Annotated in this window: 27 protein-coding genes; 12 read left to right on the top strand and 15 right to left on the bottom strand. The window is 57.5% G+C overall.

From position 1 onward, the window contains the following. Positions 1-8 precede the first annotated feature (8 nt). The gene (locus ACY8FN_RS06650; protein ID WP_162515953.1) at positions 9-1,031 is read left to right on the top strand and encodes a GGDEF domain-containing protein; all 1,023 of its coding nucleotides are present in this window, start codon (positions 9-11) and stop codon (positions 1,029-1,031) included. Between the two features lie 132 nt (positions 1,032-1,163). Here ACY8FN_RS06650 and ompA read toward each other — a convergent pair whose 3' ends face one another. Both ompA and ACY8FN_RS06640 read right to left on the bottom strand, forming a co-directional pair. Next, a complete protein-coding gene (ompA, locus tag ACY8FN_RS06645; RefSeq protein ID WP_463099541.1) occupies positions 1,164-2,207 on the bottom strand; it encodes a porin OmpA in 1,044 nt (347 codons plus the stop codon). A gap of 265 nt (positions 2,208-2,472) precedes the next feature. After that, positions 2,473-3,498, bottom strand: a complete 1,026-nt coding sequence (locus ACY8FN_RS06640) for an SGNH/GDSL hydrolase family protein (RefSeq protein ID WP_463099540.1) — start codon at positions 3,496-3,498, stop codon at positions 2,473-2,475. Between the two features lie 254 nt (positions 3,499-3,752). Here ACY8FN_RS06640 and ACY8FN_RS06635 point away from each other — a divergent pair, with 254 nt between their 5' ends. Continuing rightward, complete coding sequence (locus ACY8FN_RS06635) at positions 3,753-4,139, top strand: YgiW/YdeI family stress tolerance OB fold protein (RefSeq protein ID WP_101325909.1); 387 nt, start codon at positions 3,753-3,755, stop codon at positions 4,137-4,139. A 74-nt stretch (positions 4,140-4,213) separates the two neighbouring features. Here ACY8FN_RS06635 and mltC read toward each other — a convergent pair whose 3' ends face one another. From mltC to mutY, 3 genes are all read right to left on the bottom strand, one after another. Then, positions 4,214-5,317 (bottom strand): membrane-bound lytic murein transglycosylase MltC, encoded by a 1,104-nt coding sequence (gene mltC / locus ACY8FN_RS06630; RefSeq protein WP_463099539.1) that lies wholly within the window; start codon positions 5,315-5,317, stop codon positions 4,214-4,216. A 125-nt stretch (positions 5,318-5,442) separates the two neighbouring features. Continuing rightward, entirely contained in the window at positions 5,443-5,715 is a 273-nt protein-coding gene (locus ACY8FN_RS06625) for an oxidative damage protection protein (protein WP_042019433.1), read from the bottom strand. 8 nt (positions 5,716-5,723) lie between these two features. Then, positions 5,724-6,776 carry an A/G-specific adenine glycosylase gene (mutY, locus tag ACY8FN_RS06620; RefSeq protein ID WP_463099538.1) on the bottom strand — a complete coding sequence of 351 codons (1,053 nt, stop codon included), beginning with the start codon at positions 6,774-6,776 and terminating at the stop codon, positions 5,724-5,726. A 253-nt stretch (positions 6,777-7,029) separates the two neighbouring features. Between mutY and ACY8FN_RS06615 the strand changes: the two genes are divergently transcribed. Beyond that, the gene (locus tag ACY8FN_RS06615) at positions 7,030-8,268 is read left to right on the top strand and encodes a multifunctional CCA addition/repair protein (protein ID WP_463099537.1); all 1,239 of its coding nucleotides are present in this window, start codon (positions 7,030-7,032) and stop codon (positions 8,266-8,268) included. Positions 8,269-8,396: 128 nt separating this feature from the next. Here ACY8FN_RS06615 and ACY8FN_RS06610 read toward each other — a convergent pair whose 3' ends face one another. Together ACY8FN_RS06610 and ACY8FN_RS06605 are read right to left on the bottom strand one after the other, a co-directional pair. Next, positions 8,397-9,995, bottom strand: coding sequence for a BCCT family transporter (locus ACY8FN_RS06610; protein WP_139720076.1), 1,599 nt, complete (start codon positions 9,993-9,995; stop codon positions 8,397-8,399). 9 nt (positions 9,996-10,004) lie between these two features. Beyond that, positions 10,005-10,532 carry a hypothetical protein gene (locus ACY8FN_RS06605; protein WP_068977601.1) on the bottom strand — a complete coding sequence of 176 codons (528 nt, stop codon included), beginning with the start codon at positions 10,530-10,532 and terminating at the stop codon, positions 10,005-10,007. Between the two features lie 160 nt (positions 10,533-10,692). Here ACY8FN_RS06605 and ACY8FN_RS06600 point away from each other — a divergent pair, with 160 nt between their 5' ends. After that, positions 10,693-11,166 (top strand): MarR family winged helix-turn-helix transcriptional regulator, encoded by a 474-nt coding sequence (locus ACY8FN_RS06600; protein ID WP_042019425.1) that lies wholly within the window; start codon positions 10,693-10,695, stop codon positions 11,164-11,166. A gap of 74 nt (positions 11,167-11,240) precedes the next feature. On the opposite strand, the gene ACY8FN_RS06595 is transcribed toward ACY8FN_RS06600, so the two are convergent. Further along, entirely contained in the window at positions 11,241-11,822 is a 582-nt protein-coding gene (locus ACY8FN_RS06595; protein ID WP_463099536.1) for a YjaG family protein, read from the bottom strand. Positions 11,823-11,984: 162 nt separating this feature from the next. Here ACY8FN_RS06595 and ACY8FN_RS06590 point away from each other — a divergent pair, with 162 nt between their 5' ends. Further along, positions 11,985-12,929, top strand: a complete 945-nt coding sequence (locus tag ACY8FN_RS06590; protein ID WP_463099535.1) for a D-2-hydroxyacid dehydrogenase — start codon at positions 11,985-11,987, stop codon at positions 12,927-12,929. 84 nt (positions 12,930-13,013) lie between these two features. On the opposite strand, the gene mepM is transcribed toward ACY8FN_RS06590, so the two are convergent. Further along, positions 13,014-14,351, bottom strand: a complete 1,338-nt coding sequence (mepM, locus tag ACY8FN_RS06585) for a murein DD-endopeptidase MepM (RefSeq protein ID WP_463099534.1) — start codon at positions 14,349-14,351, stop codon at positions 13,014-13,016. Between the two features lie 260 nt (positions 14,352-14,611). Between mepM and ACY8FN_RS06580 the strand changes: the two genes are divergently transcribed. Both ACY8FN_RS06580 and ACY8FN_RS06575 read left to right on the top strand, forming a co-directional pair. Continuing rightward, a complete protein-coding gene (locus tag ACY8FN_RS06580; RefSeq protein WP_463099533.1) occupies positions 14,612-15,910 on the top strand; it encodes a LapD/MoxY N-terminal periplasmic domain-containing protein in 1,299 nt (432 codons plus the stop codon). Continuing rightward, positions 15,907-16,848 (top strand): TAXI family TRAP transporter solute-binding subunit, encoded by a 942-nt coding sequence (locus tag ACY8FN_RS06575; RefSeq protein WP_463099532.1) that lies wholly within the window; start codon positions 15,907-15,909, stop codon positions 16,846-16,848. The genes ACY8FN_RS06580 and ACY8FN_RS06575 overlap by 4 nt, the downstream gene beginning before the upstream one ends. Here ACY8FN_RS06575 and ACY8FN_RS06570 read toward each other — a convergent pair. Then, on the bottom strand, positions 16,843-17,517 hold the full coding sequence (locus ACY8FN_RS06570) for a transglutaminase-like cysteine peptidase (protein WP_101315761.1): 675 nt from the start codon (positions 17,515-17,517) through the stop codon (positions 16,843-16,845). The two genes, ACY8FN_RS06575 and ACY8FN_RS06570, sit on opposite strands and share 6 nt — an antisense overlap. Before the next feature lie 67 nt (positions 17,518-17,584). Further along, the gene (znuA, locus tag ACY8FN_RS06565; RefSeq protein ID WP_463099531.1) at positions 17,585-18,529 is read right to left on the bottom strand and encodes a zinc ABC transporter substrate-binding protein ZnuA; all 945 of its coding nucleotides are present in this window, start codon (positions 18,527-18,529) and stop codon (positions 17,585-17,587) included. Positions 18,530-18,622: 93 nt separating this feature from the next. Between znuA and znuC the strand changes: the two genes are divergently transcribed. After that, entirely contained in the window at positions 18,623-19,399 is a 777-nt protein-coding gene (gene znuC / locus ACY8FN_RS06560; RefSeq protein WP_463099530.1) for a zinc ABC transporter ATP-binding protein ZnuC, read from the top strand. 21 nt (positions 19,400-19,420) lie between these two features. After that, positions 19,421-20,200 (top strand): zinc ABC transporter permease subunit ZnuB, encoded by a 780-nt coding sequence (gene znuB / locus ACY8FN_RS06555; protein WP_005354863.1) that lies wholly within the window; start codon positions 19,421-19,423, stop codon positions 20,198-20,200. Positions 20,201-20,209: 9 nt separating this feature from the next. Here znuB and ACY8FN_RS06550 read toward each other — a convergent pair whose 3' ends face one another. Further along, a complete protein-coding gene (locus ACY8FN_RS06550; RefSeq protein WP_463099529.1) occupies positions 20,210-21,100 on the bottom strand; it encodes a LysR substrate-binding domain-containing protein in 891 nt (296 codons plus the stop codon). A gap of 92 nt (positions 21,101-21,192) precedes the next feature. Here ACY8FN_RS06550 and ACY8FN_RS06545 point away from each other — a divergent pair, with 92 nt between their 5' ends. After that, a complete protein-coding gene (locus tag ACY8FN_RS06545; RefSeq protein ID WP_068979009.1) occupies positions 21,193-22,050 on the top strand; it encodes a DMT family transporter in 858 nt (285 codons plus the stop codon). A gap of 4 nt (positions 22,051-22,054) precedes the next feature. Here ACY8FN_RS06545 and ACY8FN_RS06540 read toward each other — a convergent pair whose 3' ends face one another. Continuing rightward, the gene (locus tag ACY8FN_RS06540) at positions 22,055-22,642 is read right to left on the bottom strand and encodes a uracil-DNA glycosylase family protein (RefSeq protein WP_463099528.1); all 588 of its coding nucleotides are present in this window, start codon (positions 22,640-22,642) and stop codon (positions 22,055-22,057) included. Positions 22,643-22,741: 99 nt separating this feature from the next. Between ACY8FN_RS06540 and rarD the strand changes: the two genes are divergently transcribed. Next, complete coding sequence (rarD, locus tag ACY8FN_RS06535; protein ID WP_463099527.1) at positions 22,742-23,632, top strand: EamA family transporter RarD; 891 nt, start codon at positions 22,742-22,744, stop codon at positions 23,630-23,632. On the opposite strand, the gene ACY8FN_RS06530 is transcribed toward rarD, so the two are convergent. Next, a complete protein-coding gene (locus ACY8FN_RS06530) occupies positions 23,614-24,348 on the bottom strand; it encodes a substrate-binding periplasmic protein (protein WP_463099526.1) in 735 nt (244 codons plus the stop codon). The genes rarD and ACY8FN_RS06530 overlap by 19 nt on opposite strands. A 44-nt stretch (positions 24,349-24,392) precedes the next feature. On the opposite strand from ACY8FN_RS06530, the gene ACY8FN_RS06525 reads away from it, so the two are divergent. Then, on the top strand, positions 24,393-24,737 hold the full coding sequence (locus tag ACY8FN_RS06525; RefSeq protein WP_463099525.1) for a GIY-YIG nuclease family protein: 345 nt from the start codon (positions 24,393-24,395) through the stop codon (positions 24,735-24,737). Between the two features lie 90 nt (positions 24,738-24,827). On the opposite strand, the gene pspG is transcribed toward ACY8FN_RS06525, so the two are convergent. After that, complete coding sequence (gene pspG / locus ACY8FN_RS06520; protein ID WP_068979014.1) at positions 24,828-25,046, bottom strand: envelope stress response protein PspG; 219 nt, start codon at positions 25,044-25,046, stop codon at positions 24,828-24,830. Positions 25,047-25,075: the final 29 nt, after the last annotated feature.

Genomic DNA, 25,075 nt, shown 5'->3' with positions numbered 1-25,075 from the left:
AATAACTCATGAGTAAGGATACTTTTGCCCAATCAGCCGCCTATCTCAAACAGGCGGTTCCCTTGATGATCAAGTACCAGATACCCACGACACCGGACAATTACCACCTGTGGTACAGCTATGTTTCGGCCAGCATGCCCGAGCTAAATAAAGCCATTGATCTCGCCGTCAAACAGCAGGGTACCTGCTCTCTGGTCACCTGCGAGCGGCTCTATCATCAGCATCTCGCCGATCAGGATGAGAAACAAATCGAGGCGATAAAGCTCAATCTGGCTGCCATGACCAATGAAATCGGCCACTCCATGCAAGATGCCATCTCCGATACCGGGATGTTTCAGGAGATGCTCGACAAGAGTTTTGGCCGACTCAGCCAGATCGATGAGCAAGGGTTGAGCCTGGAAGACACTATGGCTATCCTGCGGGATCTGGTACGCGAATCACGGGATGTGCGGATGTCGACCATGCACTTTCGCAACCAGATCAGTAATGCTGAAAAAGAGATCAAAGAGCTGCGCGAGGCACTCAACGAAACCCGCAAGCTGGCCAATGAGGATGCTCTGACCTCCCTGCTTAATCGGCGTGCTTTCGATCTTGAGATTGAAGGACTGATCCGCAGCCAGCAGCCTTTCTCGCTGATCCTCGCCGATATCGACCGCTTCAAAAATTTCAATGACGAATATGGCCACCTGCTGGGTGATCAGGTACTGCGTGCGTTTAGCAAGCGACTGCGAGATGCCTGCCAGGAGGGGGTTAGCGCTTATCGGATCGGCGGGGAGGAGTTTGCCATGCTGGTCCCCCATCGCACTCTTGCTCTGGCCAGACAGATGGCAGAGAGCATGCGCCGCGCCGTCGAGCGGATGTCGATCCTCGATCGTAAATCGGGCCGTCGCATCGATCACATCACAGCGTCATTCGGAGTAGGTGAGTTTAATCGCCAAGAGAACGCAGACTGTCTGGTTGAGCGCACCGATAAATTGCTCTACAAAGCAAAGGAGCTGGGGCGCAACCGGGTGATGCCGCTCCCTTCCTGATTTCATCCCCAGTCCGGCCACCATGCCAACGTAAAAAAGCCAGTCAGATCAACTGACTGGCTTTTTCGTATTCCCTGATCCAGCAGGGGCTGTTCATATCAGCCCCTGAGAAAATCAGCTCAGTACGAAGGATTACTGCTGCACCTCGCTGACACCTTCCACCTTCACATCAACGCGACGATCTGGTGCCAGGCAGACAATCAGCTCACGCTTGGACTTGCTAACACAGCTGTCGCCGGTAACAGGTGAGGATTTACCACGCCCTTCAACATTGATCTTGGCTGCGGGGATCCCTTTACCAACCAGATAGTTGGCAACGGTCTGGGCACGCTGCTCGGACAATTTCTGGTTGTAGGCGTCAGAGCCGATACGGTCAGTGTGACCAATCACGGTTGCCACACCATCCTTGGGTCGCGCCTCTTCAATCTGGCTGTAAAGGGTATCCAGCGCCTGACTGGCTTGTGGCTTGAGGGTTGCCTTATTGAAGTCGAACAGCACATCGGAGCTCAGGGTGAACTGCTTCTCAACCACCACCGGCTCGGGAGCTGGTGCGGGGGCTGGCGCAGGCACAGCAGCAACCGGCGCGACCTGGCCAAAACGATAGACTGCAGCCAGTGACAGCAGGCCGTTATCCATTCTCACGCCGGTATCTTCACGGCTGCCGTATGGCGTTGAATACTGGTACTCAAAGCGAGCCGCCCAGTCGCGATTAAAGGCATACTCGGCACCCAGTGCGCCCACCACCACGAAACGACTGTCATCTTTGTAAACATCGCTCTTGGTGTCAGCCCAGCCATAGCCGCCACCGACACGGCCATAAAGATCCAGGCTCTCGGTGACCGGGAAACCCAGTTTCAGGGTCAATTGTGCCAGCTGAGCCTTCACTTCATCACTAAATGCAGCGCCACTCTTCACTGCATCGTATTTGTAATTGCCCAGGTAGTCGTAACCCAGCTCCAGGCCCAGATTCTTGTTGATCTGATAGCCGCCAAACACACCTGCGCCCAAGGCATCGTTGGTCTCATTGCCAAGGGTCAGCGCATTGCTTTCATCTACGCCATAAAAATTGGACCAGCCCAGTTTGGCACCGCCATACCAGGTGTTATCTTGGCCGGCTGCCTGAGCATTGGCCGCCAGCAGACCGGTAACCAGCAAGGTAATCAATGATTTTTTCATATCTGAGCCTCTGCAATTTTTTATGTAGGAGGAAGTGAGTGGATACCACTTCGTCTTATAGCCACGACCACCAAACGCCATAGTGGCTTATCAAGATTAGCTTGCCTTCAAGCCAATGATATCAATTAACAAAAAACACTCTAACGCAACTTTATTGCAAAGGCAGCAATAAAAAGCCTGTTATTTGAACTGGCAGCGATTAAAAAACGGACGCCAAAGGGGGGGGAGCGGGATGAGGGCCAGCGCAAGCTGGCCCTGAATGCTATCAGCGACGGATAAACTCGTAGTGCTGATCGATGAAATCAGCAACCCGCTGACCCAATGCCTTATGCACCGTCCTGGTCGGATGCACCTGATCCCAGAACATATGCTCATCACAATTGAGCGCAGCTGCGTTGCGTATTGCCTGCGGGCTCACCACTGCCTGTGCCAGGATCGGGTTGCCAGCAATGGCCACCCGCTCGGACAGGCTCAAAGCGGGATCGGCTGCGATGCCCAGAGCGCTACCAGAAAACGGCTTCCAGATATAACTGCCGCTATAACATGCTTGTTCTGTATTACTCAGAGCAAATTTCTGTGGCTCTTTCACCATTTCGTCAAACTGCTTGTCTACCTCGAACAACTTCACAATACCGAGGGGGGCCAGCTCACGAGTAAGGCTTTGCAGGCGCTTGTTGTGATAGCTGGCGACATGGCGCACCTTCTCGACGACCTTCATACTGTGGGCTGACGGGGTCTGTCCCAAATCCGGAATGTTAAACAGCAGGATCTGCCGGGCACCGTTGAGCACCAAGCGGTTCGATGCCAGCCGGACGGTATCGATCACCCGATCTGCATCCCGCTCGGTATTCCAGCCATAGGCCAGATAGTCATTGGCACCGACCCAGAGCACCACCAGGTCATCGGGGCGGAACCTGTCCTTTTTCAGGAACTGATCGATCTCGTAATCGAGGTTGTTGATCACCTGATACTTGGGATCCCATGCCCACTTGTTAAACCAGCCCAGCTTGTTGTAGGCCACCGCTGTCGCACCGCCTTCCGCCTCGTTGGCCAATAGCAGTCCGGGGAAATGCTGGTCACGCAGCAGCTCCAGCCAGACCGGCCCGTTGCTGAAACGCCCATTGAAGTAGGGCGGGCTGGAGGGGAGATACCCCCTCATCTTCTTGTACATCTTGCCGGTGTCGGAGAGGCTGTCACCAAACATCACGATCCGGGAAAAAGGCTGACGCCCATCTGCCGCCTGAACGGTCAGCGCCATCAACCCCAATAAACAAACAAGCCATTTTTTCATATTGTTATTCTCTTCGATTAAGCAGGTTTGACCTGCGAACTTCCCCTCGAATGACGGCAAGCACGGGAAGAGTCTGCCGCCACTGACTTCTGGTGAAGACGACAGATTACAGAGCCTGATAAAGTCCCACATGCCTCGTCGGCGCTGAAATCGCTTGCGCTCACAAAACAGACAATCACACCTGCGCATTTCTTTCACGCTTGTTTCACGCCCCTCGCTGCACAATGCCCTCATACCAACGACAGGAGTATGAAATGAACAAGGCAAGCGCAAGCGTAATCGGACTGTTGACCCTGATGTCTGTCTCCTCTTTTGCCATGGCGGCCTATACCGGCCCGCAAGAGCAGAACAAGGTCTCGGTTGCTCAACTGAAAGATCTGGCCGATGACAGCTGGGCCACACTGGAAGGAAAACTGGTCAAGCATCTTGGCGGCGAGAACTACCTGTTCCGTGATGCCAGTGGTGAAGTGGAGGTCGAAGTGGATCAGGATGTGTGGCGCGGTACCGAAGTGGGCCCGGATGATCAGATCCGCATCCGCGGTGAAGTGGACCACAGCTGGAACAAGACCGAAGTAGAAGTGAAAACCCTGGAGAAAGTGGGCGCGGCCCCGCAGAGCAAGGGTGGCTTTATCGCCAAATAAGGCGTAACAACCTGCAATTTGGCCAGACGTAAAAAGGGCGCTTGATATCAAGCGCCCTTTTGCATTGGCTCTGGTTAACCGGCACGTCCAACATAGGAGCGTTTGAAGCCTTTCTCGGCCTGATCAACCTTGTAAAGATAACGCCGCGCTTCTGCTTTCGGATGCTGCTCGGTCAGCACCTGGTAGACAGCTTCTGGCGAGAGCCGGTTTATCTTGCCAGGCGCAGCCTTGCGATCCCGCGAGAAGGTGTTGAGCACCCCACCCGCACCACCGTTGTAGGCTGAAATCACCGCATAGCGACGGGAACGGGGATCCTCGATATCCACCAGATAGACCGTTTGCAACAAGTGCAGATAAGCGGTGCCGACATCAATGTTGTAGGCCGGATTAAACAAGTTCTCCCGGGTCGGTTGACCACTCTTGCCCTTGACCCGCTGGTAGACATCCCGTCCTGCAGTGGCAGGAATGACCTGCATCAGGCCATAGGCGTTAGCATGGCTCACCGCATAGGGGTTGAAGCTGCTCTCTGTCTTGATCACCGCATAGATCAGGCTCTCGGGCACCTTATATTTACGGGATGCGTCACGAATGATGTTTGCATACTTGTAGCCCCGCTTATCCTCATGGTTTGCCACCATCGGAATATCCACGAAGAAGATGGTGCGGATCCCCAAGGTACGCTTTTTCATTGCCGTACTCAGCAGGTAGTCGGCATAACGCTCGGCACGCCAGTCAAAACGGATCGGCTGACCCAGATTGTCCAGCACCTGACCATACAGGAACGGCTCGCCACCGGGGACGATTTCACGGTCAGAGTAGAGATCCACTTCCGCCGGGTCATCCGGTGTCAGCAAGGTCTCAATGATGGCGCGGCGTAAATGAGCCCGCGGATCGACACTGGATACCGTCTCCACCATGATATGACCACTGGAAAAGTCGATATGCGCCCGGCTTTTGTACTGATCCGTGTATTTGACGTAGTCAAACTTGCCGGCAAACAGCGCTTCCCGCCCCCATATTTCGTTCACGTTATGGGAGAGTGCACTAATCATGTGTTCAAAACCGCGAATGTCCTTGCCGTTGACCAGATCGTCACCCTCGCTCCCGTTGGGCTTGGGAGAAGACGAACAGGCAGAGAGAAACCACAAGGTACACAGCAGCCAAAAAATTCGGCCCATAAAATCCTCAAAACGGGCGGACATGCCGCCCATCATTCATTTGTTGCAAACAGGAAGAGGTGTCATCGCCAACAGTAACATCGGGCAATGCCTGCCCCTGTTCACATGTAGCACAGCTGGACGGCTTACTGGCTGGGAGGGGTATAACCGTCGATCTCTACTTCACCGGCATCAAACAGGTAGCTGACCATCTCTTTTTCCAGCAACTGACGATGCTCAAGATTCATCATGTTGAGCTTCTTCTCGTTGATCAGCATCACCTGCTTCTTCTGCCATTCGGCCCAGGCTTCCTTGCTGACGTTGTCAAAAATACGCTTGCCGAGCTCACCGGGATAGAGTTGAAAATCCAGGCCCGGGCCCTCTTTTTTCAAGCGTTGGCAAAATACAGTACGGCTCATGTTGACCTCTATTGTTGTAAGTCCGGATAGGCGAGCAGGCGGGCAGTGGCGGCCGCCAGCCCCACCTCGGCAGGATGGCGTAAGTTATACCAGAGTCGGTGATCGCCTTCCATGAGCCGCAGCGCCGGTGCGCTATCTATCTCGATCAGTAAAGGCTGAATATCGAGGTGGAAGTGACTGAACGTGTGGCGAAAACCGGCCAGTTCCCGATAACCGTGGTGCGCCAGCCCGAGATTTGCCAGCAGACCATCCACCTCGGCCAGCGAGGCCACCTGCGGGAAGCAGTAGAGACCGCCCCAGATCCCCTGTGGCGGCCGCTTCTCCAGCAGCAGCTCATCGCCATGGCGGATCAGCAGCATGATGCCGTCGCGGGCAGGGATACTCTTCTTGGGCTTGCTGTTGGGATAGGTGGTGGGATTACCTTGCGACAAGCCCTGGCAATCGGCCCGCACCGGACAGCGATCGCAGGCGGGCTTGCTGCGGGTACAGATGGTGGCCCCGATATCCATCATCGCCTGGTTGTAGTGCGCCACGCCCAGCTTGGGAGTTAACCGGATGGCAATCTCCCACAGCTCGTTTTCTACCTGTTTCTGACCGGGCCAGCCCGGCAGCGCCAGCCAACGGGTAAGCACCCGCTTCACGTTACCATCGAGAATGGCGTGGGGCTGACCGAGGGAGAGCGACAGCACGGCACCAGCGGTGGAGCGGCCAATCCCCGGCAAGGCCATCACCTCGTCAAAGCGCTCGGGGAAGAGGCCGTGGTGGTGATCGCGGATCTGCTGGGCTGCTTTGTGCAAGTTACGGGCCCGGGCGTAGTAGCCAAGGCCGGTCCAGTGGTGCAGCACCTCGTCGACAGGGGCATCGGCCAGCGCCACCACATCGGGGAAGCGCGCCATAAAACGCTGGTAATAGGGGATCACGGTGGCGACCTGGGTCTGCTGCAGCATGATCTCTGACACCCAGACCCGGTAAGGAGTCTTCTCCTGCTGCCAGGGCAGACTCTTGCGACCATGGAGCTGGTACCACTCCAGCACTCGGCTGGCGAAGGTTGATTGATTCACGTTGTTCTCATGTCGTTGATATAAAGGGGAACTCTGCGGTTCCTTCGATTCATGCTGGCTGTGCGCACGCCAACAGTGCCCGCAGTGCCGAGCATTGGATTGGGGGCATTGCATAGCACAATGGATTTGGAGCGGCAGCGTAAGGCCTCATCACGCCCAAGTCAAAGCCGCGCTGACCGGTACTGCGGACAGGTCGTGGTCAGGCTGCAAAGACGATATACTCGGCCCCATGATGGATGACGGGAGAGACGGTTTGCAGACTTATCTGGTTGGGGGCGCAGTGCGGGATCGCCTGCTGGGATTGCCGCAGGGCGACAGGGATCATCTGGTGGTCGGTGCCACTGTGGAACAGATGTTGGCGCTGGGTTTTACCCAGGTCGGTCGCGACTTCCCGGTGTTTCTCCACCCCAAAACCCAGCAGGAGTATGCCCTCGCCCGCACCGAACGCAAACAGGGGCAAGGCTACACCGGCTTTGTCTGCCATGCCGCCCCCGATGTGACCCTGGAGCAAGATCTGCTGCGCCGGGATCTCACCATCAACGCCATCGCCGAGGATGATCAGGGCCAGCTCCATGATCCCTACGGCGGCATTGATGACTTGAAAAAACGGCTGCTGCGCCACGTCTCCCCCGCCTTCGCCGAAGACCCGTTGCGCATCCTGCGGGTAGCGCGCTTCGCCGCCCGCTTCCACGCTCAGGGCTTTACCATAGCGCCGGAGACCCTCACCCTGATGAGCGAGATGACGGCCGCTGGCGAGCTGGCCCACCTCACCCCGGAGCGGGTCTGGAAGGAGCTGGAAAAAGTGCTGTTGGGGCCAACCCCGCAGATCTTCTTCGAGGTGCTGCGCCAATGCGGCGCACTCAAGGCGCTGTTCCCCGAGATCGATGCCCTGTTTGGCGTCCCCGCTCCCGCCAAGTGGCATCCGGAGATCGACACCGGCATCCACACCCTGATGGTGCTGGAGCAGGCGTGCCGGATCTCCCCCGAGCTGACGGTGCGCTTTGCCGCCCTCTGCCACGACCTTGGCAAGGGGATCACCCCCAAAGAGTTCTGGCCAAGCCATCATGGGCACGGCCAGAAGGGGCTGCCGCTGATCCGCGCCCTGTGCGAGCGGTTCCGGGTACCCAACGAGTGCCGGGATCTGGCGCTACTGGTGAGCGATCTGCACACCCAACTCCATATCGCCTTTGAGCTCAAGCCAGCCACCCTGCTCAAGGTGTTCGACAAAGCCGACGCCTGGCGCAGACCGGCCCGTTTTGCGCAGTTACTTGATACCTGCCGCGCCGACTTCCATGGTCGCACCGGTTTTGAAGAGCGGGTCTACGCCGAACCCGATTATGTGGCCGAGGCGCTGGCCGCCGCTCAGGCGGTGCCGGTCAGGGAGATAGTGGCTGCAGGCTTTAAAGGAGAAGAGATAAAGGCGCAGCTGGCCAAAAAACGCACCGACGCCATCAGTCGGGTCAAGGATGAGTGGACCTTTATCGAAGAGTAACATCGGCCCCATAACAGACGGCCGCCCTGATGATGAGCTCCGCAAGGAGAACATCAACAGGGCGGCCGTTTTGCATCCAGGTTTACAGATCACGTTTACATATGAAGAGGCGCCCCTTGGTGTTGCCGTTATGCTGGACCAATGCGATCCAGCAGGCTCATATGAGATGAACCATCGTGGCGTTTCAGATTCTGGCGGTACTCAACCTGGCGCTGGCTCTCCTGCTTGAGCCCCAGCATCAGCGAGTAACACATCGCCAGCATGATCACCGAAAACGGCAGCGCGGCGATAATACTGGCCGCCTGCAGGGCCGCCAACCCGCCAGAGAGCAGCAAAATGGCCGCGACCAGCCCCTGCCCCAGACCCCAGATTGCCCGATGCAACACAGGTGGATCCTGATCGCCAATGGAGAGCAAGGTGGTGATGACCAGGGTGCCCGAGTCACTGGAGGTAATGAAGTAGGTACAAATCAGCAAGGTCAGCACCCCTTTTGCAATCCAGCCCAAGGTCCCCCAGTGCAGCAACTCCACCGTCTGATAGAGCGCCAGGGTGACATCCTGATTAACCGCAGCCACCACGCCGCCACCGCCAAACAGCTCCAGATTCATCGCCGTACCACCGAATACGGTAAGCCAGAACATGCCGAGCAATGAAGGCACCAACAACACCCCGAGCACGAACTCACGAATGGTTCGCCCCTTGGAAATGCGGGCAATAAACATGCCGACAAACGGCGCCCAAGCGATCCACCAGCCCCAATAAAAGGCGGTCCAGCTCGATTGCCAGGCCGAGGTGCCATTGGCCTCGGAGTTGGTCCAGAAGCTCAATTTGACGATGTTTTGCAGGTAATCACCGATGTTCTGCACATAGGAGTTGAGGATATAAATAGTAGGCCCCAGCACCAAAAAGAGCGCTAGGACGAACACACTCAGCCAGATGTTGAGCTCGGAGAGCAGCTTGACCCCGCGCCCCACACCAGAGACCGCCGACAGGGTGGCGATCAGACTGATCCCGCCAATCAACCAAAGCTGGTTCGACTGCGATATCGCCATGCCAAACATCTGATTCAGACCGGTATTCATCTGTGCCACGCCAAGGCCAAGAGAAGTAGCCACCCCGAATACAGTACCAAACACCGCCAGTACGTCGGCAGCATGGCCCCAGAAGCCGTAAATGCGATCGCCGAGGATCGGATAGAGCACCGAGCGGATCGCCAGTGGTAACTTGCGGCGATAACTGAAGAAGGCCAGCGACAGGCCAACGATCACATAGATGGCCCAAGGGTGCAGCCCCCAATGAAAGAAGGTGAGGCGCATGGCGACCTGGGCCGCCTCGGGGGTCATTCCTTCGGTGATAAAGGGATTGCCCTGCAGATGGTTCATGGGCTCGGCAATGCTCCAGAACACCAGACCGATCCCCATACCGGCACTAAAGAGCATGGAGAACCAGGCAAAGTAGCCGAACTCCGGTACCTGGTCGTCGTCACCCAACCGGATGCTGCCAAAACGGCTGAACATCAGGTAGATAGCGAAGAACAGGAACAGGGCGACCAGCAAAATGTAGTACCACTTGAACCCGGCAATAATCTGGTCCTTGGCACCGGTGAACCAGGCCGCGGCGGTCTCGGGAACAAATACGCCAAACAGCAGAAATAGAGTGATCACGGTGAGGGCCGTCATGGCCATAGTGGGGTTGAGGCCTTTCAGTAGCCCCTTGGTTGCTATCATCGAGCCTCCTTAGTCGTTGTTAAAAAACTCTTCGCCTACATGATCACCGGCACCACCAATGGCGCGATAGACCAGCTTGCCGGTGGCCAGCTCACGATGATCCACCAGGGTGACCGAAGGCTGGCCATTCACTGCGTGGCGCTTGCCAAGGAAGATGGCCATCGGCACGCCGACATTGGAGATGCCACTGGTGATCCAGAGCCGGTTGAAGTCATAAGAGCCACCGATAAACTCCAGTTGGGCCAGTCCGGTATCAAGACCGGTCAGGTAGAAGTTCATGGCACTCTCGTCAGGAAAGAGGTGAACCAGCACATAGGCATAGCGTAATTCGTTCACCAACTCCTTTAGGTTGAAATGACCTGTCTCACTACAGGAGAGCGGTAGCTCACCATCATAGTGGTGTACCTTAAGGGTGTTGGGATCTTCTTCATAAGCGGGTTGATATCGTACAAAAGCCGAGGTATCTGGCAGTTCATAGCGAACTCTTACTATTTTCAACCCATTAACCAGGGTCTTCATATCAAGCTCGTTCATCATGGTCTATTCCTAAAATGTCAGGTTTCACACTGCGAAGAGTCGGCTAACCTAACACAAAATTGCTTTGAACATAAACCATTAGAGTAATAACGACATTGACCTTTTGATCGGTCAGGAGCAAAATTTTGCTCCTTTCAATCCCCGCAATGATTCAGAACCCATGGAAAAACATGATGAAGTGCTGGTTGCGCTGCGCCAGATTATTCGAGCTATCGATATGCACTCCAAGCGCTTGATCAAAGAAGCTGGCCTCACCTCGCCCCAACTGTTATTGCTCAAAGGAATAAATGAGCTGGGGCAGATCTCCATGCGGCAACTGGCAGATCACACCAATATGAGCCAGGCCACCGCCACCACCATCATGGACCGGCTGGAAAACCGTCAGCTGGTGCAACGCATTCGCAGCGAGACCGACAAACGCAAAGTGCATGCCACCCTGACCGATGCCGGTCGTGTGCTGCTGGCCCAAGCTCCGACACCACTGCAAGAGCGTTTCGTCCAGCGTTTTCATGCCCTCGAAGCCTGGGAGCAAAGTCTGCTGCTCTCTTCACTACAGCGGATCTCCGTCATGATGAATGCCGATGAAATCGATGCTGCCCCCGTGCTGAGCGTCAGATCGCTCACCGAAGAGTAGTAAGCAGAGCACCTTTTTCAGGCACAAAAAAAGCTCCCGTTCGGGAGCTTTTTGATATCAGGTCGCGCTGAAGATTACTCTTCCAGACTGATCCCGATGTTGGAGACGCCATCCTGAGCGGCAAACACCTTGATCGCCAGGATACGATCGCTGTCGCGTTCGTGGGCCACCCGCTTGAGCAGCTCAACCTGGAATTCCAGCTCGGCCTCCATGTACTCGTGTTCGTAGAGCTCCTCTTCGGTCAGATCTCGCTCTTCCAATAGCTCGATAAAACCGGCAACCGTGCCGACCGAAGCATGGCTGGCATCAAAGGCCTCTTCACCGATCCGGCAGATCACAGAGCTGTAAGCGCAACCCAGTGCGACGCAAGCGTCCAGCGCAGGGTAGGCGCCGTAGGATTCAAACTTGCGGGGATCCGGAATATGGGTTTCGAACTCTTCCAAAATGGCCCCCAGATTGACCCGGGATCCCTTGACGGTGAGGTAGGCCCACAGCTGATCCAGCGAGAGCCGGAAGGCGCCTGCATTGCCAAAGCCGGAGGCCTGACAGAACAGGGCATAGTTGGGGTACATGCGCTCTGCCAGCGCCAGGGTGTAGACGGTCTGTTGCCAAGGCTGTAGCTCGGCCAGTCGCTTATAAAACTTGTCACCAAACACTGGAGTCGGATCCTTTGCAAAATGTGGGGCAGATTGTAGCCCACGAGGGGCGCGGCGAAAACGAAAAAGCGCCCTGGTCAGCTATGTTGCGATATGAAGTCAGGTAAGATGGGGCGAGAGCGGCATCTTGTTGCGCCGCAAATTCTGATAAGGAACAAGAGTATGAGCCAACGTACCCTTCTTTTGCTCAGCCAGGATAATGCTCACTACGAACGGCTGCTCAAGGCCGCCAACCTCCCCCATCTGCGCATTCTGCGGGCCGATAATCCGAGCGATGCCGAAAAGCTGATTGGCGAAGCCCATATTCTGATGGCCGAACCGGCCCGCGCCAAACCGCTGCTGCCCAAAGCCAGCAAGCTGAGCTGGTTGCAATCCACCTACGCCGGAGTCGATGTGCTGCTCGACCCTGACAGTCGCCGCGACTATCAGCTCACCAATGTGCGCGGCATCTTCGGCCCGTTGATGAGCGAGTATGTTTTTGGCCATCTGCTCAGCCTGATGCGCCAAATGCCCGTTTATCGGGAGCAGCAAAAGCAGCGCCTGTGGCAAAGCCACCCCTATCAGGGACTCAAAGGCCGCACAATGTTGATCCTGGGTACCGGCAGCATTGGCCAGCATATTGCCCACACCGGCAAACATTTTGGCATGAAGGTGCTGGGCATCAGCCGTAGCGGCCGGGAACGCGCCGGTTTTGATCAGGTTTATCAGCTACCTGCGCTCAACAAAATGCTGGCCCAAGCCGATGTGATCGTCAGCGTGCTGCCTGCCACCCGCGATACCCGCCATCTGTTCAATGCCGCCCGGTTCGAACACTGCAAACCCGGTGCCATCCTGTTCAACGTCGGTCGTGGCAGCGCGGTTCACTCCGGCGATCTGCTCACCGCCCTGCGTACCGGCAAGCTGGCGATGGCAGTGCTGGATGTGTTTGAGCAAGAGCCCCTGCCTGCCGACAGCCCGCTGTGGGGCCAGCCCAACCTCATCGTCACCCCCCACAACAGTGGTTACAGTTTTCCAGAGGATGTCGCCCAGATTTTTATTCGCAATTACATCCGCTTTATCGATGGGCAACCGCTGGATAGCAAAATCGACTTCGACAAGGGTTACTGACCCTGCCGCTTGCTACCCATGTAGAAAGGCCCCGCCAGTCTGGCGGGGCCTTTCTATATCAGGATGGCTTACTCAGCATCAGCATCAGCCAGCTGCCAGCTCCTTGCGATAACTCTTCACTTTAGCGAGGAACTGGCGACGCTCCTTGCCACTCAAGGGCTCAGCCATCGGCAGTTTGGCGGTCATGGCATTGACCGGACGGTTATTGATGCGCAGCTCATAGTGCAGGTGCGCACCGGTAGAACGGCCAGTGTTACCGGAGAGGCCAATCTTGTCTCCCATCTTCACCCGTTGCCCCGACTTGACCAGCAGCTTGCTCAGATGCAGATAGCGGGTCGCCAAGGTGCGGCCATGCTTGATAACAATGTAGGTACCCGCCAGCGGGTGCCTGGTCGCCTTCTGGACGACGCCATCACCGGTGGCCAATACCGGCGTACCCACCGGCAAGGCAAAGTCAGTCCCTTCATGAGGACGAATAGCGCCAGTCACCGGATGTTTGCGCGCCGGGTTGAAGTTGGAGCTGATCCGGTAGCGGCTATGAGTCGGATAACGACGGAAACCGCGCTCCAGACTGTTGCCCTGAGCATCATAATAGTTACCGTCTTCCGAGAGCCAGGCCGAGGTACTCTGGCCCTGGCTGATCACTTCCACCCCCAACAGCTGGCTATTGCCGGTGCTCTTTCCTTCTACCGTCTCCTGGCGCACCAGTACCTTGAACTTGTCGCCCTTTTGCAAATCTTTGGCAAAATTCATCCGCCACTGAAACAGGTTGGCAATTTTCTGGATATGGTTGGCCGGAATGCCTGCATTGCGGGCACTGACATAGAAGCTACCGTTGATCACCCCATTGTAACGCTGCGGTTGCCACTCCACCTTCTCGTTGATCATGGTGGAGCTATACGCCTCGCCCCCACGTTCCATCACCAGCGTCTGTTTGATGTTCAGGCGGATCTTGAGCTGTTGCAGGATGTTGTCCTGATCAATCAACAGCTCGATATTCTGTCCCGGCTTGAGCCGCGCCAGATGGTTCTTGTTGTCTGCATCCAGCACCTTGTAGAGGGTGGTGGTAGAGAGCCCGAGGTTGTTGAAGATAGCGGTCAGGTTTTCACCATTACGCACCCGATAATCCTGCCACTGGGGAGTGGCATCGACCGGGATATCGTCATCCGGCGCACTCTGATCCACCAGCTCATGATCGGGGATTTCGTTAAAGTCGGTGTTGTTTTCATTGGTTGCCGTACCGGCGGTATCAATGGGCAACTCAAGACGCAGCGGCCGCTCCAGGATGTCACCTGGCGCTGGCAATAATGCCACTGCCGACAGCGTCATGGCCGTCAGCATCAGCATCGCATAAAAATGTTTGCGGGGAACCGGGGGTTCCCAATTGGTAGCCTGCACTACCAAGGGACGGAGACGTTTCATCCGCTATCCTGTATTTAGATCTAAAGAGTGTGAGTCGCGCGATTTGTTGTGACAAAACCGCATAAAACTGTTCTTTGGACAAAAACAAACACAGATAGTTCATCACAATCTGCATGAGCTTCACATTTTATGCATAACCTGCCCTGATGGGCAGAAATGATCGTCTTTTTTAACTATTTTTTCCTATTTTTAAGAACCGGGTCGAATTCGATTCTGAATAGAAACCCAAAATGTTGCGATATCTTTTCCATGGAGTGGATATGACGTTATCAAAACTGTTGAGCCGGATAATTCTCGTACTGTTCTTGATCGGTGCCGTGCTGCTGTTTGCTCTGGAGACCACGACCATCCGCCAGTCGATCCTCGATCAGATGTCCGCCAACCTGGAGACGGCAATTACCGCTCTGGGGCTGGTCTTGCAGGGCACCTTGCTCAATGACGACAAAGTGCTGGCTGAAACTATCGTCAACGCCATGTTTGATGGCGGCTTCGTCAGCTCGGTCACCCTGATTGATCCCGATGGCCAATTACTGTTTCAGAAAGTATTCCACGCTACCCAGCAGAATGTCCCAAGCTGGCTCCCCTCTGTTATCGGCATGCCCCCCGTCAAGATTGAGCAAGAGTTGACCGATGGTTGGCGCATGCTGGGCACCCTGACCCTGGAAGGACATAGCGGCTACGCCTATCAGCATCTGTGGAATGCCATCAGCCGCACCGGTCTGGCGCTGCTGGCAGGACTCGTCGTGTTTACCCTGATCATCTCTCTGGTTTGCAAACGCCTGCTGCAACCGCTGGAACAGATCAACCTGCAGTTGATCCGGGTCCGCAAACATCAGTTTAACAGCGCCCTGCCAACCCCCTGGTTGCAGGACCTCAAAGAGGTGTCGCTCTCCATCAATCAACTGGTATCCGAACGCAAACGGGATCTATTGCAACAACGGCTCAAAATTACCCAGCTGGGAAAACAGCTCCCCCCGCCAACGTCGCAACCACTGCAAGGGCTGGACCCGTTGCCAGAAGGCGGGCAACTACAAACTTTTGCTTCTACCCAAGGGGATATTGCACTCTATCAGCGTTTTTTACCCGGCCAGACTCTCTCTGCCAACACCGACCTGACGGTCATCCAAGCCACATTGCAGCAGTGGCAGCAACTGCACGTAGAGGGCATCTCCCTGCCACTCTCGCTGCTCAATCACCCGCAATGGACCGAGATCGCCTCGTTGCTGACCCAGGGCCGTGGCAAAACGCTGGATTGGCGTTGGGATGTGGTCTCCTTCCCCTCCCACGGCCAGCCCGCATTAGCCGCGCTGCAGGAGCAGGGCTGTGAACTCGCGTTCAGTGCCATTCCCCTGAACGCAGACACGTTTAATCTGCTCGACCCGCTCAATCCCATTTTTATCAGCTGCCAGCTGACCGATGCGCCGCTCTATTGGAACCTGCTCTCCCAGACCATGCATGCCGCCGGTTATACCCTGCTGGCAGAAGCGGGCGAGTGCAACGACAGAGACCAGCTGCGAAACTGGGGTATCGATGGGTATGCCAAGGAGGCTCAAGCATGAAAAAGCTCGCCATGTTATTGCCTCTGCTGTGGCAACCCGGCCTGATGGCCGCATCCATTACGATTGGCACCGGGGGTGAACAGGGAATTTATCACCAGATAACCAAAGAGTTTTGCCGCCTGGCCCATGAGGCCGATGAGCAACTAAAATGCGCACTGCAGGGAACATCAGGTTCAATAGAAAACCTGCAGCGGCTTAAGAGCGGCGAGTCTTCCTACGCCATGGTGCAGTCCGATTGGCTGTATCAGGCCAGCAAGGGGTTGGGCCCCTTTGCCACGCAGCCGCAACCTGAGCTGCGCGCCCTGTTTGCCACCCATGCCGAGCCCTTCACCATAGTGATCCGTGCCGATGGCGATATCACCTCACTGGAACAGCTCAAGCTCGCCCCTATCGATATGGGGCTGAAGGGGTCTGGCACACGTCAAACGGCACTGACGCTGTTCAATCAACTGGGCGCACAAGAGCAGGATCTCGATTTGAAGAGCATGGCCAATCAATCCGATGCACTTTGCAGCAAACAGATTGACGCGTTTGCGCTGGTGATGGGGCACCCGAACCGGATCGTGCTCGACACCGCCAAACGCTGCGCCGTCCGCTTCCTCCCCATCGAAGGGGCCACCCGGGATCAATTGCTCAAGGGGGTCAAATATTACCAACGCAGTCAGGTGCCAGCTCGCATCTACCCTGGCAATCTGAAAGCGACCCCCACCTTTGCCATCGCCGCTACCCTGGTGACCAATGCCGCCATGCCGGAAGAGTCTGTCTATCGGCTGACTAAAGCCATGCTGACCCAGCAGACCAAGTTCAATGAGCAGACGTACGGTTACGCCAATATGTTTCACCGAGCGCGCAATAAAATCGGCCCGGTGCTGAGCATTGAACAGCATCCGGGCGCAGTGAAATATTTCGAGGAGTTAAAAGCGGCGGGCAAGCTATAGCTGACGACGGGGAGAGCGCAGTTGCTCGCTGGAGAAACGGGTCTTCATCGATGTCCACTGCGCTAGCCTATCGGCACTCCCTGCTAGCGTCCCTTCCCGGCGCGACTTCATGATCCAGATACTTTTGGCATCGAAGCTGTAGACGGGTATCAGATCGGTACGCTTGCTACCCGGCAGGATCCGGCTGTTGATGTTGTCGAGCACCAGCGGGTCAGCCTTGGGGGTGGGGAAGTAGAGCGTCACCATGTGGAACTGGTTGTAACGTACGGCCTTGACGTAGGCCAGCCGTAGCTTTTTCTCGTCCACCCCCAACTCCATCAGGGTGTAGTACTTGGAGATGCTGTAATCCTCGCAATCCCCACCTCGGGCACCGATAAACTCCAGCGGATTGGCCCAGTAATCCTCATCACCCCACAGCTTGGGATCTTCACTGTAGGTCAGATTGTTGAAGTAGTTGTTCACCAGCTCGACCTTCTGCTGGTCGGTAGTGCCCGCTCTGGGGGTCAGCAGACGAGAAAATGCCTCGGCCCGCTGAATGGCGCGGCCACCATAAACCTCCTGCAGCTTGGCCCGTAGATCCGGGCTGGCAATGTACTCGGAAAGACGCGATGCCTGCACGCTGGCGCAACATAGCGCCAGCGTGCAGGCTGGGATCAACAACCATTTCATAGCAGACACTCCATGTCAGATGCTGGAGGTCAGTATAGTCCGTCCGGGTGAGAGGCTCAGCCGGTTATCAGCGGCACTGGGCGAATGCGTCAGCCAGTTGCTGCATGAACTGGGGATAACCATCCGGGCCAAGCGGCACCTGTTCACCCACCTCATCCAGCAACAACACCTTGGCACCGGTATTGCGCGCCACTGATTCGATCACTGCCGGTGAGAATTGCGGCTCGGCATAAATACAGCTTGCCTGCTGCTCTTCCAGTGCTTTGCGGATATCCACCAGCGTCTTGGCGCCGGGGCGACGCTCCGGGCTCACGGTGAAGTGACCTTTTGAACTCATGCCGTAATGGCGCTCCCAGTAGCCATACGCCTCGTGGAATACAAAATACCCCTTCTGGTTCACCGCCTTCATCTGGCCGGCAATCACCTTGTCCTTGGCATCCACCTTGGCATCAAATGCAGCGAGGTTGGCGGCATAGCGAGCCTGATTGGCAGGATCCAGCTTGCCCAATTCGCTTGCGATCGCCTTGGCAATCACCTTGGCCTGCGTCGGGCCAAGCCAGATGTGGGGATCGACCCCTTGGTGATGATGTCCCTCATGCCCTTCATCATGATCATGGTCACCGTGCTCGTGAGCCGCATGGTCATGATCGTGCGCATCATGATCATGGGAGTCATGGCTATCCTGAGTCGCGTAGTTGAACAGCGCCATCCCCTCAACCTGAGTCAGGGTCAATGCATGGGGATGATTGGCCAGCGGCTTGGCCATGAAACCCTCCAGCTCGGGGCCGACCCACACCACCAGACCAGCGCTGTTGATGCTGCGAATATCGGAGGGGCGCAGGGAAAAATCGTGGGGAGAGGCGCCGGTTGGCAGCAATACCTTGGGCTCGCTCACCCCGTCGGTGATCGCCGCTGCGATGAAGCCAAGGGGCTTGATGGTGGTCAGCACCTCAAGGGCACGGACAGGCAAACTCACCGCCAGCAAGGCAGTGAAAAGCGCAATAATTCTCATTGATGAATCTCGTCAGGGGGTGAGTATGTGATAATATAACAGCCGCTTTTTGTTATATTATAACTCTCACTGGCTGTAAACCCCGGAGTTGTCATGAGCCAATTGGTGGAGCTGAAAGAGGTCTCTCTCTCGTTTGATGGGCACACTGTGCTCGAAAAGGTCTCCTTTACCCTCAATAAAGGCAAAATCACCACCCTGGTCGGCCCCAACGGGGCAGGCAAGAGCACCCTGAGCAAGCTAGTGCTGGGCCTGCTCAGGCCAGATTCGGGCAAGATCACCCGCAGCCGCGACCTGAGAGTCGGCTATGTGCCCCAGCGCCTCTATCTGGATCCCACCCTGCCGCTGACGGTGCGCCGCTTCCTGCAACTGGGCAAGAACAGCCGCCTCTCCATCGAGGAAGCACTGGCCCGGGTTGGTGCAGAAGGATTGCTGGAAAACCGGATGCAAAAACTCTCCGGCGGTGAGATGCAGCGAGTGCTGCTGGCTCGCGCCCTGCTGGTCAAACCCGAACTGCTGGTGCTGGACGAACCGGTGCAAGGGGTAGATATCAACGGCCAGATCGAGCTCTATGCCCTGATCGGCCAACTCGCCGCCGAGTTTAATTGCGCCGTGCTGATGGTCTCCCACGATCTGCATCTGGTGATGGCCAGCACCCACGAGGTGATCTGCCTCAATCGCCACGTCTGCTGTCATGGCGCGCCGGAAAGCGTGGCCCGCCATCCCGAATTTGCCCGCCTGTTCGGGCGGCCGGAGCAGGAGGTGCTGGCGGTCTATACCCATCATCATCACTGCGACGGCGAACACCATCATCATGAACCGCAGGCTCCCGTCATCCGCCTGCCCTCTCGCAACAACGCTCACAGCAAATAGCGCAAGCAACAGGACATTCAAGTGGACAGCTTTCTGTTATACGCCCTCGCGGCCGGTCTCGGCATCGCCCTGCTGGCCGGCCCCCTCGGCAGCTTCGTGGTCTGGCGCAAGATGGCCTATTTTGGCGACACCCTCTCCCACGCCTGTCTGTTCGGCATCGCGCTGGGCATCCTGCTGCAGGTCGATCTCACCCTGGCGGTGGTGGTCTGCTGCCTCGCCATGGCGATGCTGCTGGTGATCATGAGCCGCAACCAGCAGGTCGCCACCGATACTCTGCTCGGTATTCTGGCCCACAGCGCCCTGTCCCTCGGTCTGGTTACCTTGAGCTTTATGGATAACGTGCGGGTGGATCTGATGGCCTACCTGTTCGGTGACCTGCTCTCGGTGCAACCGATGGATCTGCTCTGGATCTACGGTGGCGGCGCGCTGGTGCTGCTCACCCTGTGGCGGTTGTGGGATCCCCTGCTCTCCATGACCATCTCGGAAGAGCTGGCGCGGGTAGAGGGGATCCGGGTCGATGTGCTGCGCTGCGTGCTGATGCTGCTGATTGGGCTGGTGATCGCCGTGGCGATGAAATTTGTCGGGGCGCTGATCATCACCTCCCTGCTGATCATCCCCGCCGCCACCGCCCGCCGCTTCAGTCAGACACCGGAGCAAATGGCCGGCTTTGCCGCACTGATTGGCTGTCTCGCCGTGCTCGGCGGGCTGACCCTCTCCTGGTATCAGGATACTCCGGCAGGCCCCTCAGTGGTGGTCTGCGCCACCAGCCTGTTTGTGCTGAGCCAGTTCAAGAGAGCGTAACGACACAGGCTAGAGCGGCATGCTCTGGCGTGTCTCCATCATCAGCCACTGGCGCAACCGGCTGATGGCGGGCTCATGGGCCCGCGAGCGCTTGCAGGTAAAGTAGAAGGCATCCCCCGTCTCCAGCTGGTGTACCGGCAAGGCCACCAGCTGGGGATCATCGGGCCGTAGCATGTAGTCATTCACAAATGCCACCCCCTGATCCCAGGCCGCCGCCTCCATCGCCAGCAGCACATGGCTGAAATGGTGCATCCGCGCCTCGTCCGGAATAACAAGCCCGCCCGCTTTGGCCCAGCGCTGCCAATCCTCGCCCCGCGCCTTGTAGATGGACTGTACCGACAGCAACGGCAACTGCCAGATGGCCTCGGGCCACTCCCCACTGACCTGCTGTAACAGGCGGCGGCTGCAGACCGGAAAGAGCCGCTCCTGATAGATAAGATCGTGACAATAGCCGCGCCCGTGGGGCGACACCGTAATAAAACAGTCCGCCACCCGATCGGAGAGCTCGGGATCTTCCGCCACCATCTCCAGACTCAAATCCAGCTCGGGGTAGAGTTGGCGCAATCCGGCCAACCGCGGGATCAGCCACTTCACCGCAAACGAGCTGTAGACCGCGAGCCGAATTCGCATCTCGCCGCCACCGCGCAGCTGTTCGCTGCTCTGGGCAATCTGGCTGAGCCCGGCGGCAATCCCCTCGAAATAGCTCTCCCCTTGCGGTGTCAGCGAGAGCAGCCGCCCCTGACGCAGCAGCAAGCGCTCACCCAGAAAATCCTCCAACAGGCGGATCTGGTGGCTGACCGCACTCTGGCTGACATTCAATTCAAGGGCGGCGCGGGAGAAGCTGAGCAGCCGGGCGACCACTTCAAAATATTGCACGGCACGCAGGGGTGGCAGCTTCATTATCTAAATATCTCATGGGTGGTCATTTTTTATCATTTTACTGGATAACAGCCCCCGCGCTACCCTCCCCCTCATCTGAAGTGGGAGGTGGTATGAATGCAGTAGGGATCGGCATCCTTTATCTGGTGCTCGGCAATATGGTGGCGGTCTTTTCCGATGCACTGGTCAAGGTACTGGAGCCGGATCAGCCCGTCTTCCAGTTTGTCTTTTTTCGCCAGCTCTCGGCCGCCATTCTGCTGATGCCCTGGCTGCTCTGGTCATGGCGCCGCAACCCGCCGGTAGCCATCAAATGGCACCTGCTGCGGGCCCATATCTGGGCGGTCGGCGTCTGCCTAATGGTGGTCGCCCTCACCCGCTTGCCGCTCGCCACCGCCAATGCCCTGTTCTATGCCGCGCCCTTGATGATGGTGCCGCTGGCTGTGTGGATGTCGGGGGAAGCTATCTCGCGCCAAAAGGTACTGACCGCGCTGCTCGGCTTTATCGGGGTATTGATCGTGCTGCGCCCCACCGAAGTGAACTGGGCTGCGCTGGCGGCGCTCGGGGTGGCGCTGTCGATGGCGCTCAACAACCTGTTGATCAAGCGGATCCCGCTCAAGCAGCCCATCGCCCAGACTCTGTTTTTCACCAACGTGCTGAGCATGCCCTTCATTCTGGCGCTGGCACTGTGGGAAGGGGGCGACTGGCAGTGGCAGATGTGGTGGCCCGCCTTCGGCTCGTCGGCGCTGATCATGGTCTATGCGGGCCTGTGCGTGGTGGCCTATCGCCAGGCCGAGGCGAGCAAGATCGCCTCGGCGGAGTACACCGGCCTGTTGATGGCGGTGGCCATCGGGGTGTGGCTGTTTGACGAGCAGCCGGGCCTGCCGCTGCTGCTGGGGTGCCTCTGCATCATCTTGCCGCTGGTCGCCATGGCCCGCAGCAAACCCAAACCGCTGGCTGAACCGGCTGTTTGACCACTCAGGGTCGGACCAGCAAAGGGGCGACCCTTTGCTGCAGATGGGGGACTATCTCCTGCTCGAACCAGGGATTCTTCCTGAGCCAGAGGGTGTTGCGCGGGGAGGGATGCGGCAACGGCAGCCAGCCGGGGCCATAGTCGGCCCAGCAGCGCACCGTCTCGGTCAGCGATCCCTTGGCCGCCCCCCGCAGGTAGTAGGCTTGCGCATACTGGCCGATCAGCAGGGTCAGCTCGATGTTGGGTAACAGCATCAATATCTTGTCGTGCCAGGTGGGCGCGCACTCGGGTCTGGGTGGCAGATCGCCCGACTTGCCCCTGCCGGGGTAGCAGAGCCCCATCGGCATGATGGCGATGCGGGATTCGTCGTAGAAGGTGGTTTTATCGACCCCGAGCCACTGGCGCAGCCTGTCACCTGAGGGGTCATCCCACGGGATACCGCTGGCATGCACCCGGGTGCCGGGCGCCTGACCGATGATCAGCAGCCGGGCACTCTCGGCCCCGCGGATCACCGGACGAGGCCCCAGCGGCAAATGAGCCTCGCACAGACGGCAGGCCCTGATCTGCTCAAACAAAGTATCGATTCGCTGCATGATGTTGATAGTACCAGCATTTCCCTGTTTTCCCTCTTGTGGAAACAAGGCGCGCCCCCTACTATCGCCATGGGTGTTTAATTTAATAAACGGACAATAATGAAAAACTGGCTAGGTACCGGCACCGCGACCCTCTCCTTCATCCTGTGGGGGATGCTGCCGCTCTATTATCAATTCATGCCCGAGGTCAACATGTGGGAGCTGATCTCTCACCGGGTGCTCTGGTCTGTGGTGCTGCTGGGCGCCCTTTTTCTGCTGCTTGGCCACAGGGTGCCGTGGGCACAGCTGCGCAGTGAGCCGCGCCAGCTCGGCCTCATTCTGCTGGCGGGCCCGGTGATGTCCATCAGTTGGTGCATGTTCACCTGGTGCCTCACCACCGGGCAGGTGCTGACCACCAGCCTCGCCTTCTTTATGACCCCGCTGTTCAATATCGTATTCGCCGTCATCTTCCTCAAAGAGCGGCTCACCCCACAAAAGCATCTGGCAGTCGCGCTGGCGCTGGCGGGTCTCGCTTATATGCTGTTCTGCTACGGCCAGCTCCCCTGGTTCTCCCTCATCATGGGGGCCAACTTCGCCTGCTACGGCCTTATCAAGAAGAAGATCCACTACGACACCGGCACCAGCCTCTATCTGGAAGCCATGGTGCAACTGCCCGTCGCGCTGATCATCATCGGCACCCTGGCGTGGCACGGGGAAGGGGCATTCGTGAACGGAGATCTGGCCGACAAACTGCTGCTGATGGGCAGTGCGCCCGCCACCCTGCTGCCAGTCGGGCTGTTCTGCTACGCGGTGGCGAGAACCCGGATGAGCACGGTGGGGCTGTTGCAATATATCGAGCCCAGCCTCGCCTTCCTGCTCGCCATCTACTGGTTTGGTGAGGCGCCGGACCCCATCAAGACGGTCGGCTTTGCCTTTGTCTGGTCGGGTCTGCTAGTGAGCCTGCTACCGCTGCACCGGCTCAAACGTCGCCCTCAGGGGGTGCCGCGATAGGACTCCAGCACCTTGTGCCAACGGGGGTCCTTGTCCATCTGCTCGGCAATGTTGTTGAGGCGGATATGGAGATCGGCGCGGGATTTGGGAATCAGAATATGGCGGGTGTAGCTGGATTGGGGAAAGGGCGAGATAAACAGCTTGCCCCGATAGTGGCTTGAGTCGATATAAAAGCCCAGTGCCGAGCCGCTCACCAGGGTCACATCGATGCGCCCGCGTACCAGCAGCTCGAGATTGGTCTTCACCTTTTTGGCATCGTGGCGCACCAGCTCGCCCCGGCTGGCCGCATCGTCGATGCCCTGATAGCGATATCCCTCCACCCCGCCAAACACCAGCCCATTGAGGGAGTCGGGCCCGCGATAGGTGATCGGATTGTCGATGCTCGAGATCAGCTCGTTAGTGTCGCGCATCACCGGGAAGGTCCAGAGATAGCGCTCCCGCTGGGGATCCCCCACCCAGGTGGGATTGACCCAGACCACCAGACCGTTGAAGGCGGGATCCGACATCTCCAGCGCCAGCCGGGCACGATTGACCAGCCAGAGCTCGATTCTGGGTTCACCCCCCAGCTTTTCATTGAGATACTTGACCAACTCGCGGCTCAGCCCCGCATCCCCACTGGTATTGAAGGGCGGATGCTGATGGTAATCGTAGAGACGGATCGTCTCCCCCTGAGCCGGGACCGACAACAGTAACCACAACCAGAACCAGACTCTCATCGCACCTCCTTGAGCTGCCTCTGAGTTTGGCACAGAGAATTTGAATGAGAAAACCCGTGACCACTCCACCAGCGCCGCAACCAGCAGAGCCTTCCCGCTGGTCTGTCTATATGGTGCGTACCGCCACCGGCCTGCTCTATACCGGGATCAGCACGGACCCCCTGCGCCGTCTGCGCCAGCACCAGAGTGGCAAGGGCTCCCGCGCCCTGCGCGGCAAGGGGCCACTGACGCTGGTGTGGCAGCAGTTAGTCGGCGAGAAGGGGGCGGCCCTGCGCATCGAATACCGCCTCAAGCAGCAGCCAAAATCCTTCAAGGAGCGGCTGATCCACAGCCCGGAACTCTGGCAGAGCTGGAGCCCGCAGTGGTTAGCAGCAGCCACCCGGCCCTGAGGGGCGCAGGCAAAAAAAGGCCACTCAATGAGTGGCCGAAAAGGGGAAATCAGGGAGCATCACACAACGTATTGCACAACTACAGGTAAGTTACAGGTAGGTATTGGAACGCTTGCTGCGGTTGCTGATAAGCCAGCAGACCGCCAGCGCCAGCAGCAACCAGGGGGCCAGCTTGATGATCAGAGCAAGCATGCCGCCCAGTGCCCCCAGCAGCACAAACAGGCCGCTCACCAGCAACATGGCTACCAGGGTAAAACCGGTCAGTGCCATGACCAGCAGCACCACCAGCAATATGAAAAATTCCAGCATATCTTGCTCCTTATCAGTACCTTGTCTGC

The organism is Aeromonas sp. 160P, from assembly GCF_055193095.1.
This window is presented reverse-complemented; position numbering and strand designations above follow the sequence as displayed.

Coding starts and splice junctions, on each gene's coding strand:
- ACY8FN_RS06625 (WP_042019433.1), bottom strand. CDS start 5,715: ATGAGCCGTACTGTATTTTGCCAACGCTTGAAAAAAGAGGGCCCGGGC.
- ACY8FN_RS06575 (WP_463099532.1), top strand. CDS start 15,907: ATGAAAAAGCTCGCCATGTTATTGCCTCTGCTGTGGCAACCCGGCCTG.
- ACY8FN_RS06605 (WP_068977601.1), bottom strand. CDS start 10,532: ATGATGAACGAGCTTGATATGAAGACCCTGGTTAATGGGTTGAAAATA.
- ACY8FN_RS06530 (WP_463099526.1), bottom strand. CDS start 24,348: ATGAGAGTCTGGTTCTGGTTGTGGTTACTGTTGTCGGTCCCGGCTCAG.
- rarD (WP_463099527.1), top strand. CDS start 22,742: ATGAAAAACTGGCTAGGTACCGGCACCGCGACCCTCTCCTTCATCCTG.
- ACY8FN_RS06550 (WP_463099529.1), bottom strand. CDS start 21,100: ATGAAGCTGCCACCCCTGCGTGCCGTGCAATATTTTGAAGTGGTCGCC.
- znuC (WP_463099530.1), top strand. CDS start 18,623: ATGAGCCAATTGGTGGAGCTGAAAGAGGTCTCTCTCTCGTTTGATGGG.
- pspG (WP_068979014.1), bottom strand. CDS start 25,046: ATGCTGGAATTTTTCATATTGCTGGTGGTGCTGCTGGTCATGGCACTG.
- ACY8FN_RS06570 (WP_101315761.1), bottom strand. CDS start 17,517: ATGAAATGGTTGTTGATCCCAGCCTGCACGCTGGCGCTATGTTGCGCC.
- ACY8FN_RS06610 (WP_139720076.1), bottom strand. CDS start 9,995: ATGATAGCAACCAAGGGGCTACTGAAAGGCCTCAACCCCACTATGGCC.
- ACY8FN_RS06525 (WP_463099525.1), top strand. CDS start 24,393: ATGAGAAAACCCGTGACCACTCCACCAGCGCCGCAACCAGCAGAGCCT.
- znuA (WP_463099531.1), bottom strand. CDS start 18,529: ATGAGAATTATTGCGCTTTTCACTGCCTTGCTGGCGGTGAGTTTGCCT.
- ACY8FN_RS06590 (WP_463099535.1), top strand. CDS start 11,985: ATGAGCCAACGTACCCTTCTTTTGCTCAGCCAGGATAATGCTCACTAC.
- ACY8FN_RS06580 (WP_463099533.1), top strand. CDS start 14,612: ATGACGTTATCAAAACTGTTGAGCCGGATAATTCTCGTACTGTTCTTG.
- ompA (WP_463099541.1), bottom strand. CDS start 2,207: ATGAAAAAATCATTGATTACCTTGCTGGTTACCGGTCTGCTGGCGGCC.
- ACY8FN_RS06545 (WP_068979009.1), top strand. CDS start 21,193: ATGAATGCAGTAGGGATCGGCATCCTTTATCTGGTGCTCGGCAATATG.
- mepM (WP_463099534.1), bottom strand. CDS start 14,351: ATGAAACGTCTCCGTCCCTTGGTAGTGCAGGCTACCAATTGGGAACCC.
- mltC (WP_463099539.1), bottom strand. CDS start 5,317: ATGGGCCGAATTTTTTGGCTGCTGTGTACCTTGTGGTTTCTCTCTGCC.
- ACY8FN_RS06650 (WP_162515953.1), top strand. CDS start 9: ATGAGTAAGGATACTTTTGCCCAATCAGCCGCCTATCTCAAACAGGCG.
- ACY8FN_RS06600 (WP_042019425.1), top strand. CDS start 10,693: ATGGAAAAACATGATGAAGTGCTGGTTGCGCTGCGCCAGATTATTCGA.
- ACY8FN_RS06640 (WP_463099540.1), bottom strand. CDS start 3,498: ATGAAAAAATGGCTTGTTTGTTTATTGGGGTTGATGGCGCTGACCGTT.
- ACY8FN_RS06540 (WP_463099528.1), bottom strand. CDS start 22,642: ATGCAGCGAATCGATACTTTGTTTGAGCAGATCAGGGCCTGCCGTCTG.
- ACY8FN_RS06635 (WP_101325909.1), top strand. CDS start 3,753: ATGAACAAGGCAAGCGCAAGCGTAATCGGACTGTTGACCCTGATGTCT.